The organism is Burkholderia sp. MSMB1826, from assembly GCF_001526325.1.
Classification (GTDB): domain Bacteria; phylum Pseudomonadota; class Gammaproteobacteria; order Burkholderiales; family Burkholderiaceae; genus Burkholderia.
The window spans coordinates 182,805-195,975 of sequence record NZ_LOYN01000047.1; the positions used below are offsets into that span (position 1 = coordinate 182,805).

Annotated in this window: 14 protein-coding genes; 9 read left to right on the plus strand and 5 right to left on the minus strand. The window is 66.9% G+C overall.

Annotation, left to right across the window (positions count from 1 at the left end; genetic code table 11):
- Positions 1-31 precede the first annotated feature (31 nt).
- Positions 32-2,155, minus strand: a complete 2,124-nt coding sequence (locus WS95_RS27400; RefSeq protein ID WP_059827157.1) for a TonB-dependent siderophore receptor — start codon at positions 2,153-2,155, stop codon at positions 32-34.
- 229 nt (positions 2,156-2,384) lie between these two features.
- On the opposite strand from WS95_RS27400, the gene WS95_RS27405 reads away from it, so the two are divergent.
- Positions 2,385-3,629, plus strand: a complete 1,245-nt coding sequence (locus tag WS95_RS27405; protein WP_059827205.1) for a PepSY-associated TM helix domain-containing protein — start codon at positions 2,385-2,387, stop codon at positions 3,627-3,629.
- 105 nt (positions 3,630-3,734) lie between these two features.
- Here the strand turns inward: WS95_RS27405 and WS95_RS27410 are convergent, their stop codons facing one another.
- The gene (locus WS95_RS27410; RefSeq protein WP_059827159.1) at positions 3,735-4,337 is read right to left on the minus strand and encodes a DNA-3-methyladenine glycosylase I; all 603 of its coding nucleotides are present in this window, start codon (positions 4,335-4,337) and stop codon (positions 3,735-3,737) included.
- 142 nt (positions 4,338-4,479) lie between these two features.
- Here WS95_RS27410 and WS95_RS27415 point away from each other — a divergent pair, with 142 nt between their 5' ends.
- Together WS95_RS27415 and WS95_RS27420 are read left to right on the plus strand one after the other, a co-directional pair.
- Positions 4,480-5,361 carry a BadF/BadG/BcrA/BcrD ATPase family protein gene (locus WS95_RS27415; protein WP_059827161.1) on the plus strand — a complete coding sequence of 294 codons (882 nt, stop codon included), beginning with the start codon at positions 4,480-4,482 and terminating at the stop codon, positions 5,359-5,361.
- 210 nt (positions 5,362-5,571) lie between these two features.
- Positions 5,572-6,396: a Cof-type HAD-IIB family hydrolase gene (locus WS95_RS27420; protein WP_034209588.1), complete on the plus strand. Its 825-nt coding sequence runs from the start codon at positions 5,572-5,574 to the stop codon at positions 6,394-6,396.
- 131 nt (positions 6,397-6,527) lie between these two features.
- On the opposite strand, the gene aqpZ is transcribed toward WS95_RS27420, so the two are convergent.
- A complete protein-coding gene (gene aqpZ, locus WS95_RS27425; RefSeq protein ID WP_059827163.1) occupies positions 6,528-7,268 on the minus strand; it encodes an aquaporin Z in 741 nt (246 codons plus the stop codon).
- A gap of 299 nt (positions 7,269-7,567) precedes the next feature.
- Here aqpZ and WS95_RS27430 point away from each other — a divergent pair, with 299 nt between their 5' ends.
- Entirely contained in the window at positions 7,568-7,864 is a 297-nt protein-coding gene (locus WS95_RS27430; RefSeq protein ID WP_034183894.1) for an H-NS histone family protein, read from the plus strand.
- 104 nt (positions 7,865-7,968) lie between these two features.
- On the opposite strand, the gene WS95_RS27435 is transcribed toward WS95_RS27430, so the two are convergent.
- Together WS95_RS27435 and WS95_RS35415 are read right to left on the minus strand one after the other, a co-directional pair.
- A complete protein-coding gene (locus WS95_RS27435) occupies positions 7,969-9,030 on the minus strand; it encodes a glycosyltransferase family 4 protein (protein ID WP_059780386.1) in 1,062 nt (353 codons plus the stop codon).
- A 227-nt stretch (positions 9,031-9,257) separates the two neighbouring features.
- A complete protein-coding gene (locus WS95_RS35415; RefSeq protein ID WP_179950234.1) occupies positions 9,258-9,695 on the minus strand; it encodes a hypothetical protein in 438 nt (145 codons plus the stop codon).
- On the opposite strand from WS95_RS35415, the gene flhD reads away from it, so the two are divergent.
- From flhD to WS95_RS27460, 5 genes are all read left to right on the plus strand, one after another.
- A complete protein-coding gene (gene flhD, locus WS95_RS27440) occupies positions 9,694-10,014 on the plus strand; it encodes a flagellar transcriptional regulator FlhD (protein ID WP_034209585.1) in 321 nt (106 codons plus the stop codon). The two genes, WS95_RS35415 and flhD, sit on opposite strands and share 2 nt — an antisense overlap.
- 93 nt (positions 10,015-10,107) lie before the next feature.
- Complete coding sequence (gene flhC, locus WS95_RS27445) at positions 10,108-10,662, plus strand: flagellar transcriptional regulator FlhC (protein ID WP_034209584.1); 555 nt, start codon at positions 10,108-10,110, stop codon at positions 10,660-10,662.
- Between the two features lie 193 nt (positions 10,663-10,855).
- Positions 10,856-11,716, plus strand: coding sequence for a flagellar motor stator protein MotA (gene motA, locus WS95_RS27450; protein WP_034209583.1), 861 nt, complete (start codon positions 10,856-10,858; stop codon positions 11,714-11,716).
- A 13-nt stretch (positions 11,717-11,729) separates the two neighbouring features.
- Positions 11,730-12,749, plus strand: coding sequence for a flagellar motor protein MotB (gene motB, locus WS95_RS27455; RefSeq protein ID WP_059503271.1), 1,020 nt, complete (start codon positions 11,730-11,732; stop codon positions 12,747-12,749).
- 16 nt (positions 12,750-12,765) lie between these two features.
- Positions 12,766-13,143, plus strand: coding sequence for a response regulator (locus WS95_RS27460; RefSeq protein WP_034209581.1), 378 nt, complete (start codon positions 12,766-12,768; stop codon positions 13,141-13,143).
- The last annotated feature ends 28 nt before the right edge of the window (positions 13,144-13,171 follow it).

The window sequence follows — 13,171 nt, forward strand, 5'->3', positions numbered from 1 at the left end:
GCCAGCGGGTTGCGGCCGCCGGCCGCGGCGTTCAGAAATCGATCTTCGCGCTCAGGCTCACCGTGCGCGGGTCGCCCGGCTTCACGTAGTCCGCGTACTGGTATTCCCAGTAACGGCGGTTCAACACGTTGTCGATCGATGCGCGCAGCGTCACGTCGTGCCGTCCGACCCGCGTCAGGTAACGGGCGCCCGCGTTGACGACGAGAAAGCCCGGTGCGTCGAGGCCGCCGGCCGCGCGCAGCGGCGTCGCGCCGGTGAATTTCGCGTCGACGCCGAGCGTCAGCCCCGGCACGCCCGGCACCGCATAGCCGAGGTCGCCGGCGAGCACGAAGCGCGGCGCGCCGGCCACGCGGTTGCCATTGTTGCCGATCCCGTTCGCGTACCACGCGTCGAGCAGCATCGCGTCGACGCCCGCGTTCCAGTGCGCGCCGAATTTCGCGCGCGCGCCGACCTCGATCCCCTGAATGATTGATTCGCCGTCCTGCACGTAGACGTTCGCGGCGTTCGCGTATTCGGCGCTGCGCTCGATGCGGAACAGCGCGGCCGTCGCGCTCCAGCGCGCGTGCTCGCTCTTGATCCCCAGCTCGTACTGCTTGCTGCGCAACGGCTTGAGCACCTGGCCCGCGTTCGCGTAGACGTCGTTCACGCGGCTGCCGGGCTCGAGCGACTCGGCGTAGCTCGCGTACGCGGTGGTCGTCGGCGCGAGCTTGAACATCACCGCGAAGGTCGGCGTCACTACGCCGTTCTGGCGATAGCCGGGGTCCTCGACGCCGCTCGCCTGGAACGCGCGCTGCGTGTAGTTCATGTAGCGCACGCCGGCCAGCACCGACCAGCGCTCGGTCAACTGCACGGTGTCGCTCGCGAACAGCGATTTCTGCACGATCTCGCTCGTGCGGTACTGGATGAAACCGTGCGGACTCTCGTAGCGGTACGGATTCGGCGCATAGAGGTTGCCGGCGCCGAGCGGCACGAACACGCTGTTCGCCGAATAGTCGTTCGCCTGCTTCTGCCACGATGCGCCGAGCACGATCTGGTGGCTGAACGGGCCCGTGCGTACCTTGCCCTCGACCATCGCGCGCCACTGGCTGAAGCGGTGATCCTCCATGCCGACGTAGCGGCTGTCGGTGTAGTAGCCGGCCGCGTCCTGCAGGTAGAGCGTGCTTTCGTTACGCCGGCGCGTCGCCTTGCTGTAGCTGTACGTGACGTCGAGCTGCCAGTCGGGCGCGAGCTGGTATTGCAGCCCGGTCGTATAGAGCTGCAGGTTCGTGTTCAGGTACTGGTCCTTGCCGCCCAGGTTCGTCGATCCGCCGCTGATCGTCGCGGGCAGCGCGCCGCCCGGATAGCTGCCGGTGAAGATCGACGGCGTCTGGCCCGTCGTGCGGCGGTCCTGGTACAGCGCGCCGAACGACACGGACAGGTCGCGCGTCAGGTTCGCCTGCAGCGCGAGCGACACGCTGTCGCGGCGGATGTTGCCGTCGTTGTAGGTCTTGCCTTCCTCGTGGGTCGCATTCAGCCGCGCGCCGAACATGTGGTCGGGCCCGAAGCGCTGGCCGAGATCGACATGCTCGGTCCACACGTTGGTGCTCCGGTAACCGATGTCGACACTGCGCACCGGTTCGGCGCCCGGCTGCTTCGTCACGTAGTTGACGACGCCGCCCGGCGTCACGAAGCCATACAGGAAGCCGCCGAGCCCCTTCAGCAGTTCGACGCGATCGAGCTGCTCGTACGGCATCGTGATGCCGTACGTGACGAACGGCAGTCCGTCGATCTTGTAGCCGTTCTGCCAGTCGAGCTGCATGCCGCGCACCGTCATGTAGCTGGCCCAGGCGCTGTAGGCGCCGCTGTTGTCCGACACCGACGCGTCGTTCGCGAACACGTCGCCGAGCTTGTACGGCTGGCGGGCCTCGAGCTCTTCCGACGTGACGATGGTCGTCGAGAACGGCGTGTCGAGCTGGCGGCGGGTGCCGAGCGCACCCGTCGAGATCGTGTCGGTCAAGTGTTGCGGCGAATCATGCGCGGCCGTGATGTTGAGGGCGGGCAGTACCGCGGCGTCGCCGGGCGAATCGTCCGCGTGCGCGAGCGACGCGGCAAGGCAGGCGAGAGCGGCGGCCACGCGGCGTGGACGGACAGGCGGGCGGGCGAGGCAGACGGTCATGGCGAGCGAGTAAAAATGCGAGTAAGAATCATTCGCATTGCGTTAAAATGTCGCGCATCGTATCAAAACCCGCCAACCGCGCAACAATTCCATGCCGCGTACAAGGGCATCCGGCCTCGCCCGACCCGGCCGGACGATCGTTGCGCGGCGCCCGACATCAAATGAACTGCATTTCGTGGAATCGGGGCCGCCGCTCGTGCCGGCCCGCTTTTCTTTCGCCGCGCACGCGATGAACGCGTTCCTGCGACCGTTTCTTGTGCGCCTGCACCGCTGGTTCGGGCTCGCCATCGCGCTGTTCCTGTTCGTCGCGGGGCTCACCGGCGCGCTGATCGCGTGGGACCACGAACTCGACGCGGCGCTGAACCCGGATTTCTATATCGCGCGCAGCGGCGCGGCGCCGCTTGCGCCGCTTGCGCCGCTCGAGCTCGCGGCGCGCATCGAGGCCGCCGATCCGCGCGTGCAGGTGACCTATCTGCCGCTCGCGATCGAACCGGGGCACACGCTGCAGGCGGGCGTGATGCCGCGTACCGATCCGGCAACCGGCCAGCCGTACGCACTCGGTTTCAGCCAGATCGCCGTCGATCCCGCGACCGGCACGGTGCAGGGCCGCCGCGAATGGGGCGCGCCGTCGCTCGCGCGGCTCGACCTGATGCCGTTCATCTACCGGCTGCACTACTCGCTGTTCCTGCCCGTGTACGGCGGGATCAATTTCGGGTTCTGGGTGATGGGCGTCGTCGGCATCGTGTGGGCGATCGACAGCCTGATCGCGCTCGTGCTCGCGTTTCCGAACCTGAAAAGCTGGCGCAAGTCGTTCGCGTTCCGCGTGCGGCGCGGCGGCTATCCGCTCGTGTTCGACCTGCACCGCTCGGGTGGCGTGTGGGTGTGGGGGCTGCTGCTCATCGTCGCGGTCACGTCGATTTCGATGAACCTTGCCGTGCCCGTCGTGCGCCCGCTGGTCTCGCTGGTGTCGCCGCTCGCCGAAACGCCGTACACGAATCCCGAACATTTCCCGCCGGCCCCGCCGGGCAGCCCGGTATTGCCGCGCGAGCGAATCGTCGAGATCGCGCGCTCGGCCGGCCGCGACGCGGGAATCGCCGCGCCGCCGGGTGCGCTGCTGTTCGCCCCGGCGATGAATGCCTATGCGGTCGGGTTCTTCATGCCCGGCAACGACCATGGCGACGTCGGGCTCGGCAACGCGTGGCTGTACTGGAATGCGGTGACCGGCAAGCCCGTCGCCGCGCAGGTGCCGGGCCGCGGTTCGGCCGGCGACCTGTTCATGCAGGCGCAGTTTCCGCTGCACTCGGGGCGGATCGCCGGTGTCGCCGGACGTGTCGCCGTGAGCGTGCTCGGCATCGTGATCGCGATGCTGAGCGTGACGGGCATCTGCATCTGGGTGAAGAAGCGCAGCGCACGCGTGCGAGCTGCGCGGAGCGCGCGGGCGGTCGTATCGGCGTCGTCGCGCGCGGCGCGGTAAAGGCCGAACGGCAAATAACAAGCGTCAAGTAACAAGCGGCAAGCGGACGGTGCCACCGCCGCAGGGCAGCGGCGCGGCGTCCGTAGCGAGTTTGCCCCTGCGCCGTCAGCCCGCCTTGCGCCGGCGTGCCGGCTGCTTGCCGCCGAGCGCCGCGCATCGTGCGTGGCAAGGACAGCCGGCTTCGTGATCGTTGACCATGCCGGTCGCCTGCATCAGCGCATAGCAGATCGTCGAGCCCACGAACTTGCAGCCGTACGCCTTCAGCGCCTTGCTGAGCGCGTCGGACTGCTCGGTGGACGCGGGCGCGTCGCGGTACGACTGCCACGCATTCTGAACCGGCGTGTCGCCGACGAACGACCACAGGAACGCGGCGAGCGACCCGTGCTCTTCCCGGATGCGCTGCACCGCGCGCGCGTTGGTCACCGCCGCTTCGACCTTCGCGCGGTTGCGCACGATGCCCGGGTTCTCCAGCAACTTCTCGATGCGCTTGGGCGTGAAGCGCGCGACGGCGTCGACGTCGAAATCGGCGAATGCTTCGCGATAGCCCGCGCGCTTGTTCAGGATCGTCGACCACGACAGCCCGGCCTGCGCGCCTTCCAGGATCAGCATTTCGAACAGGTGGCGGTCGTCGTGCGACGGCACGCCCCACTCGGTATCGTGATAGTGAGCGTCCGCTTCCGTCTTCACCCAGTTGCACCGCTGCGACATCGTCTGCCTCGTTTTCAGTGTCGATTCGATCGCGCCAGCATAGCGGAAGCCCTTTTGGCGGGATAGCCGGCCGAACGGCAGATGGGCGCGCGGCGCCGATCCGGTTAAGCTTGGCGCCTGTTCGAATCAGCGGGATGAAGGCATGGCGGCATTACTTTTTGCGATCGGCATCGACGGCGGCGGCACGGGCACGCGCGCGGTGCTGGCGGACCGGCACGGGCGCGAGCTGGCGCAGGGGCGCGGCGGTCCGTCGGGGCTCGGCCTCGGTATCGAGCGCGCCTGGGCGTCGATCGGCGCGGCCTGCGCGGACGCGTTCTCGCAGGCCGGTCTCGTGTTCGAGTGGTCGCAGTGCGCGCTCGGCTGCGGGCTCGCCGGCGTCAACAACGCGGCGTGGCTCGCCGCGTTCCGCGCCAAGGCGCCGCTCGGCGCGCTCGCGATCGAGAGCGATGCGTACACGACCGTCGTCGGCGCGCACGGCGGCGCGCCGGGGCTCATCGTCGCGCTCGGCACCGGCAGCATCGCGGCGGCGCTCGATGCGGCCGGCGCGTGCCGGATCGCGGGCGGCTTCGGCTTTCCGTCCGGGGACGAAGCGAGTGGCGCGTGGCTCGGCGTGCGCGCGCTCGCCTATGCGCAACAGGCGCTCGACGGCCGCGTGCCGCGCGACGTGTTCGCCACGGCTCTCCTTGCGGAAACGGGCGCGCAGAACCGCGACGCGCTCGTCGAGTGGTCGTGCGACGCGAACCAGACGGCCTACGCGCGTCTTGCGCCGATCGTGTTCGCGCACCGCGCGCATCCGGTCGCGAGCGCGCTGATCGCGCAAGCCGGCGACGAGATCGGCAAGATGATCGACGCGCTCGATCCGCAGCAGGCGCTGCCGGTCGCGCTGTGCGGTGGGCTGGCGGACGCGCTCGCGCCGGCCGTGCCGGCGCGGCACGCCGCACGGCTGCGCGCGCCGTTCGACGATTCGGCGCATGGTGCGCTGCGGCTCGCGCTGCAGGCGTTGCGGGCGGCGGAGGGCGGCTAGTTCGGCCAGATCGGCCAGATCGGCCAAGTCGGCCAAGTCGGCCAAGTCGGCCAGGGCCGCGGCGGGCGGTTAAGGCGAGCGGCGCGTGCAGCAGATGCCGCGCCGCAGCAGCGCGTCAGGCGGCGCGGTGCCGGCAACCGCCCGGCGCGCTGTCGGGCACGACGTTAAAATGACGCTTCCTCCGTGCCGCGAGCGCCACTCTCCCGTCCCATGTACAAAGTCATCGCCACCGATCTCGACGGTACGCTGCTGAACAGCGACCACCAGCTCGACCCGTACACGATCGACACCGTTCGTCGGCTCGACCGCGACGGCGTGCAGTTCGTGATCGCCACGGGGCGCCATTATGCGGACGTCGCCGGCATTCGCGATGTCCTCGGCATTCGGCCGTACCTGATCACGTCGAACGGCGCGCGCGTGCATGCGCCGGACGACACGACGATCCACGCGCAGGACATCGACGCAGCGGTCGTGCGCAGCCTGGTGCAGCCGGAAGTCGTCGGCGCGCATGGCCGCGTGATCGTCAACCTGTTCACCAACGACGGCTGGCTGATCGACCGCGAAGCGCCGCACCTGCTCGAATTCCACCAGGATTCGGGCTTCCGGTACGAAGTGATCGACATGGCCGCGCACGACGGCGCGGCGATCGCGAAGGTGCTGTATATCGGCGAACCGGCCGATCTGGCGGTCGTCGCCGAGCAGATGCGCGTGCAGTTCGGCGATACGCTGTACGTCACGTACTCGCTGCCCGACTGCCTCGAAGTGATGACCGCGAACGTGTCGAAGGGGCGCGCGCTGCGCACGGTGCTCGCGCGGCTCGGCATCGACGCCGGCCACTGCATCGCGTTCGGCGACAACATGAACGACATCGACCTGCTCGAAACCGCCGGTCACGCATTCATGATGAACAACGCGAACCCCGACCTGGTGGCGCGGCTGCCGCACATCCCGCGGATCGGCAACAACTTCGACGCGGGCGTCGCCCGCCACCTGCGCACGCTGTTCTCGCTCGAGGACGACGTCGTCGCGTCCTGAGCTCCCGCGCCGGCGGCGTTTTCCGTGCAGCAATGAAAAACGGGCGCCAGGGGCGCCCGTCGAAATTGCCTGCCTCGATGTTCTTCGACAGCGTGAGGCTCGCTGCTCTGCTCGCTTGACCCCGTAACGTTTTATTCGCTTGTGCGAGCTGATGCGGGCAGCAGGTCGATGGCGTCGTCACGCCCGGCGACCAGCGGGTAGATGATCCCTGCGAGTACCGCGCCGATCAGCGGCGCGACCCAGAACAGCCAGAGCTGGCCGATCGCGTCGCCGCCCACGAACAGCGCCGGGCCGGTCGAGCGCGCCGGGTTCACCGACGTATTGGTGACCGGGATCGAGATCAGGTGAATCAGCGTCAGGCACAGCCCGATCGCGATCGGCGCGAAGCCTGCCGGCGCGCGCTTGTCGGTCGCGCCGAGGATCACGAACAGGAAGAAGCCCGTCATCACGACTTCGCAGATGAACGATGCGGCGAGCGAGTAATGGCCGGGCGAGCGATCGCCGAAGCCGTTCGTCGCAAAGCCGCTGCCGACGACGTCGAAACCCGGCTTGCCGGTTGCGATCAGGTACAGCACGAACGCGCCGAGCGTGGCGCCGACGACTTGCGCGACGATGTACGGCACGAGATCGCGCGCCGGGAAGCGGCCGGCGACCGTCAGGCCGACGCTTACCGCCGGGTTCAGGTGGCAGCCCGAGATGTGGCCGATTGCGAATGCCATCGTCAGTACGGTCAGGCCGAAGGCGAGTGCGACGCCGGCAAAGCCGATGCCGAGGCCCGGAAAGGCGGCGGCCAGCACGGCGCTTCCGCACCCGCCGAGCACCAGCCAGAACGTGCCGAATACCTCTGCAGCGAGACGCTGAGAAAGATTCATCTAAGGACCTCGTTCAAGTGGGTTGAAGACCCCGAACGACGCAACGAATTTATTCCGTCGTCCGGAATTGGTCTGGATTATAGGAAATGAATCGGGCGCAGGAGGGTAAACGATTGTTAAATTTGAATGGCTGACGAATGCCTTTTATTAGAATAAGTCCGCATTCTCGATATAGGCGATTCGGTTAAAGATGGCAGCATTAATTTCGAAGGGCAGGGCGGCAGTGCGGACGACGTAACGGATGTTGGTGTCCCGGCCGGATTCGCCGGGGCCGCATCATCGAAAAGGGGAGTCGAAAAATGTCTCAATACGCGAAACTCAAGGCGCAGATCGCCGATCTGCAGGCCCAGGCGGACGACGTGCGCCGCCAGGAAGTGGCAGCGGTGATTGCCGATGTCCAGCGAATGATTGCCGAGTATGGCCTGACGGCCCAGGACCTGGGCTTCGCGGAGCGGGCGCGGCGCGGGCGTCCGCCGAAGAAGGCGCCGCTGCCGCCGAAATACCGCGATCCGAAGTCGGGTGCAACCTGGAGCGGGCGCGGCAAGCCGCCGAATTGGATCGCCGGCAAAAACCGCGATCGTTTCCTGATCGAGTGAGCGCAAGCCGAATAGAAAGAGCCGCATCGACGATGCGGCTCTTTTGTTTTGCGCGCCGATTTCGGCGCGGATTTACCGGAATATTTTCCGTGCGGATTTCCGTGTCAGGCGCCCGCGACCCGGCGCAATGCCGGTTGCTTGGTTGCCGCGCAAAGCGATTCGTAAGTTTCGACGTAACGCTGCGCCATGGCCTTCGCGCTGAAACGCGTGTCGAAACGCGCGCGGATCGCGCTGCGCGACAGGCTGTCGATCCGGTGCAGCGCGCCGACCGCGCCCTGCACGTCTTCGACGATGAAGCCGGTCACGCCGTCCTCGATCACTTCCGGCACCGAGCCGCGGTTGAACGCGACGACCGGCGTGCCGCAGGCCATCGCCTCGATCATCACCAGGCCGAACGGCTCCGGCCAGTCGATCGGGAACAGCAGCGCCTTCGCGCCGGACAGGAACGCCGGCTTTTGCGCTTCGTTGATCTCGCCGATGAATTCGACATGCGCCTGGTCGAGCAGCGGCTCGATCACTTCCTTGAAGTAGTCCGCGTCGGCCTTGTCGACCTTCGCGGCAATCTTCAGCGGCAGCCCGCTTTGCGCGGCGATCCGGATCGCGGTGTCGACACGCTTTTCGGGGCAGATCCGGCCGAGGAACGCGAGATATTCGGGCTTCACGTCCTGCGGGGTGAGCAGCGTGTCGGGCAGCCCGTGGTACACGGTGCCGGCCCACGCGGCCTGCGGCAGCGGCTTGCGCTGGTTGTTCGAGATCGACACGACCGGCGAATCCGGGAACGCGTCGAACACCGGCTGCAGCTCCGGCAGGTCGAGGCGGCCGTGCAGCGTCGTCACGTACGGCGTGTCGAGGCGCGACATCAGCGGGAACGGCAGGTAGTCGAGGTGGAAGTGCAGCACGTCGAATTCGTGCGCGACCCGGGCGACCTGCTCGAGGAGCCGCATATGGGGCGCCATCGAATCGCGGACCGACGGGTCGAGCCGCAGCGCGCGCGGCCACGCCGCCTCGAGGCGGGCCGACGTGACGGAGTCGCCGCTGGCGAACAGCGTCACGTCGTGGCCGAGTTCGACGAGCGCCTCGGTGAGGTAGGACACGACGCGCTCGGTGCCGCCGTAGAGTTTCGGCGGGACGGCTTCGTAAAGCGGCGCGATCTGGGCAATTCGCATGGGTGTTCTCCTGTGTCGATCCGACGGCGCGACGGCGCCGATGCGGATCCGTACAAGGTGGCGGAACTTGCCGACGCACGCGGTTCGCGGTACGTGGCCGGGCCGTGGGCGGGGTGCGCGGGGCGCCGGTCGGCAAGCTGCGGGGCGGGCCGGCACGGCTCGCGCCGCCGCCCATTGGAGTTCATTATCGATATCGCCCTGCGGGGTTCGAGTGTTTTTTCAAACACTTAAGGCTTGTTACACGATGAAATACGCGAAAACCCCGAGAAAAAGGGCATGGAATCGGGAATCGCGACAGCCATAACTATTGTTGCGCTATCGTGAAAAAGCACTATAATTTTTACCGATCCGTTTGTCGGCAGCCTCGCCGGCAAGCCTTGCGCCACGCGCGCCGCGGCCATCCACCCCGTGCAACCGAATTCGCGTTGCAACCCGCTTTTCCGCCCTTCCCTTTCAATTCGCCTTGTCGGAAAAATTCCTACACGGTTTACAGACAAATCCTGCATGGCATACGCCACTTCGCTGATACCGACATAAATCCCGTTTGGCCAAAATTCGCCCTGTAAGACTATAAACGAGCCGATTGAGCGCCCGCTGCGCATCGATCGAGCAAACGTTTTCATAACATGAATGGCCAAAGCAAAGCTTTTTAACGGGGGAATCATGAGCGCTACCAGCGAAATGCTCAGTGAGATCAAAGAGGTCAACCTGTCGTACCTCCTCCTCGCGCAGCGCCTGCTGCGGGAAGACAAGGCGATGGGCATGTTCCGCATGGGCATTTCCCAGGAACTCGCCGACGTGCTCGCCAACCTCACGCTCGCCCAGACCGTGAAGCTGGCCGCGTCGAACCAGATGCTGTGCCGCTTCCGCTTCGATGATCACGCGCTGCTGTCGTCGCTCGCCGACAAGGGCCGCAGCGACGTCGTCACGCACGCCCACTCGGCCATCCTGATGGCCGGGCAGCAGGTCGAAGGCGTCCGCTGATCCATCCCGCCCTTGCGTCTGTCCCGGCGTGCCGCGCCGGCCGGCAGCGTATCGGCCATTCATTCGAACAACGTCAAGCGGACGGTTATCACCATGGCAAGCAAAAGCGTCGTGATCGAGGTGAAGGAAATCACCCTCGCCATCGAACTGATCGAACTGGGCGCCCGGCTGCAGCTGCTGGAGGCGGAGACGAGCCTGTCGCGGGACCGTCTGATCAAGCTGTACAAGGAACTGAAGGGCGTGTCGCCGCCGAAGGGGATGCTGCCGTTTTCGACCGACTGGTTCATGACGTGGCAGCCGAACATCCACTCGTCGCTGTTCTACAACATCTACCGGTTCATGCAGGACCACGGCCGCTGCGAGCCGATCCAGTCGATCGTGAAGGCGTACCGGCTCTATCTGGAGCACGTGAACCTGTCCGGCGACGAGGCCGCGCTGAGCCTCACGCGGGCATGGACGTTGGTGCGCTTCTTCGATTCGGGGATGCTTCAGATGACCCCGTGCACGCGCTGCGGCGGCCACTTCGTCGCGCATGCGCATGATCCGCATCAAGGTTTCGTGTGCGGCCTGTGCCAGCCGCCGTCGCGCGCCGGCAAGACCCGCAAGGCCGCCGCCGCGCGCGCCGAACTGGCCGCCGCCGCGGCCTGAGCGCCGGGCCGGGCAAGGCGGGACGGGGCGCGAGCGGCGCACGGGCGACGCCCGCGGGCCGCGCGAATCGTCCGCGCATTGCTCTGGTAAACACCGTCGGGCCGCCGCCGGGCGGCCGCGAAAGTTTTCCTGCCGACTGCCGTAAACCTGTTTAACGGCGGTCTCCCCGCCGGTCTTTCGTGAGGGACAGGCAGTGCTGATTATCGTGGGAACACTCGTGACGCTGTTGTCCGTCTTCGGCGGTTATGCGCTGGCAGGCGGGCATCTGGGCGCCTTGATCCAGCCGGTCGAGATCCTGATGATCGTGGGCGCCGGCGTCGGTGCGTTCATCCTCGGCAACGGCGGCAAGACCATCAAGGCCACGCTGCGCGTGCTGCCGACGCTCTTCAAGGGCTCGAAATACACGAAGGACGTCTATATGGAGCTGATGGCGCTTCTTTACGTGCTGCTCGCGAAGGCACGCAAGGAAGGCACGCTGACGCTCGAGGCCGACATCGACGATCCGCAAAAGAGCCCGATCTTCACGCAATACCCGAAGATCCTCGCCGATCACCACATCGTCGAATTCCTGACCGACTACCTGCGCCTGATGGTGGGCGGCAACATGAACGCGTTCGAGATCGAAAGCCTGATGGACGAGGAGATCGAGACGCACCACGCGGAAGGCGAAGGCCCGGCGCACGCGCTGATGCGCGTCGGCGACGCGATGCCGGCGTTCGGCATCGTCGCGGCCGTGATGGGCGTCGTGCACACGATGGCGTCGGCCGACAAGCCGCCCGCGGTGCTGGGCGCGATGATCGCGCAGGCGCTGGTCGGCACGTTCCTCGGGATCCTGCTGTCGTACGGGCTGATCGGGCCGCTCGCGAGCCTCGCGGAGCAGCGCGTCGCCGAGTCGACCAAGATGTTCCAGTGCATCAAGGTGACGATCCTCGCGACGCTGAACGGCTATGCGCCGGCGATCGCGGTCGAGTTCGGCCGCAAGGTGCTGTTCTCCACCGAGCGCCCGTCGTTCTCCGAGCTCGAAGAACATGTGCGCCGCGTGAAGGCGAAGTGACGCGGAGCGACCGATGAGCAAGAGCAAGGATCGCGCGATCGTCGTCAAGCGGGTGGCCCCGGCGAAGAAGGGCCACCACGGCGGCGCATGGAAGCTCGCGTACGCGGACTTCATGACCGCGATGATGGCGTTCTTCCTGCTGATGTGGCTGCTGAGTTCGGTCACGCCGGTGCAGCTGAAGGGGATCGCCGAATACTTCAACATGCCGCTGAAGGCCGCGATTCTCGGCAGCGGCGACCGCAGCTCGCAGGACGCGAGCATCATCAACGGCGGCGGCCGCGACCTGTCGAGCGTCGACGCCGGCACGCTGCGCCGCACCGACGGCACGACGTCGCTCGCCGAGCGCGTCGCGAAGCCGGTCGACGAGCATGCGCAAGCACAGGCGCAGGGCGCGCTCGAACGGCTCGAGCAGGCGCGCCTGCACGACCTGCAGATCAAGCTGATGGCCGCGATCGAGGCCAATCCGACGCTGCGCCAGTTCAAGCAGCAGATTCGCATCGATTCGACGCTGATGGGGCTGCGCATCGAGATCGTCGATACGCAGAAGCGGCCGATGTTCGCGATGTCGAGCGACCACGTCGAGCCGTACATGCGCGACATCCTGCGCGAGATCGGCAAGACGCTGAACGACGTGCCGAACCGGATCATCGTCCAGGGCCATACCGACGCCGTGCCGTACGCGGGCGGCGAGGGCGGCTACAGCAACTGGGAGCTGTCGGCCGATCGCGCGAACGCGTCGCGCCGCGAGCTGATCTCCGGCGGCATGGACGAGGCGAAAGTGCTGCGCGTGCTGGGTCTCGCATCGACGCAGAACCTGAACAAGGCCGATCCGCTCGATCCGGAAAACCGCCGGATCAGCGTGATCGTGCTGAATCGCAAATCCGAAGAAGCGCTGATGCGCGACGACGCGACGACGACGACGCTGTCCGCCGACGCGGCCGGCTCGAAGCTGCTCGCGCAGCAGCTCGGCGGCCCGGCGCCGGCGGTGCGTCCGGTCGTGGCGAGCGCCGTCGCCGTGGCGCCGAAACCCTGACGTTTCCGAGACAGACATGATCCGAACCATTCTCGCCATCGACGACTCCGCGACCATGCGTGCGCTGCTGCAGGCCACGCTTGCGCAGGCCGGCTACGACGTGACGGTGGCGCCGGACGGCGAAGCCGGCTTCGACATGGCGGCGACGGCGCCGTACGACCTGGTCCTGACCGACCAGAACATGCCGCGCAAGAGCGGGCTCGAGGTGATCGCCGCGCTGCGCAAGCTGAGCGCGTACGCGGACACGCCGATCCTCGTGCTGACGACCGAGGGCAGCGACGCGTTCAAGGACGCCGCACGCGACGCGGGCGCGACCGGCTGGATCGAAAAGCCGATCGACCCGGGCGTGCTGGTCGACCTGGTCGCCACGCTGTCCGAGCCGGCTGCCTCCTGACATGAACGCGACGAATTCAACCGGTGAC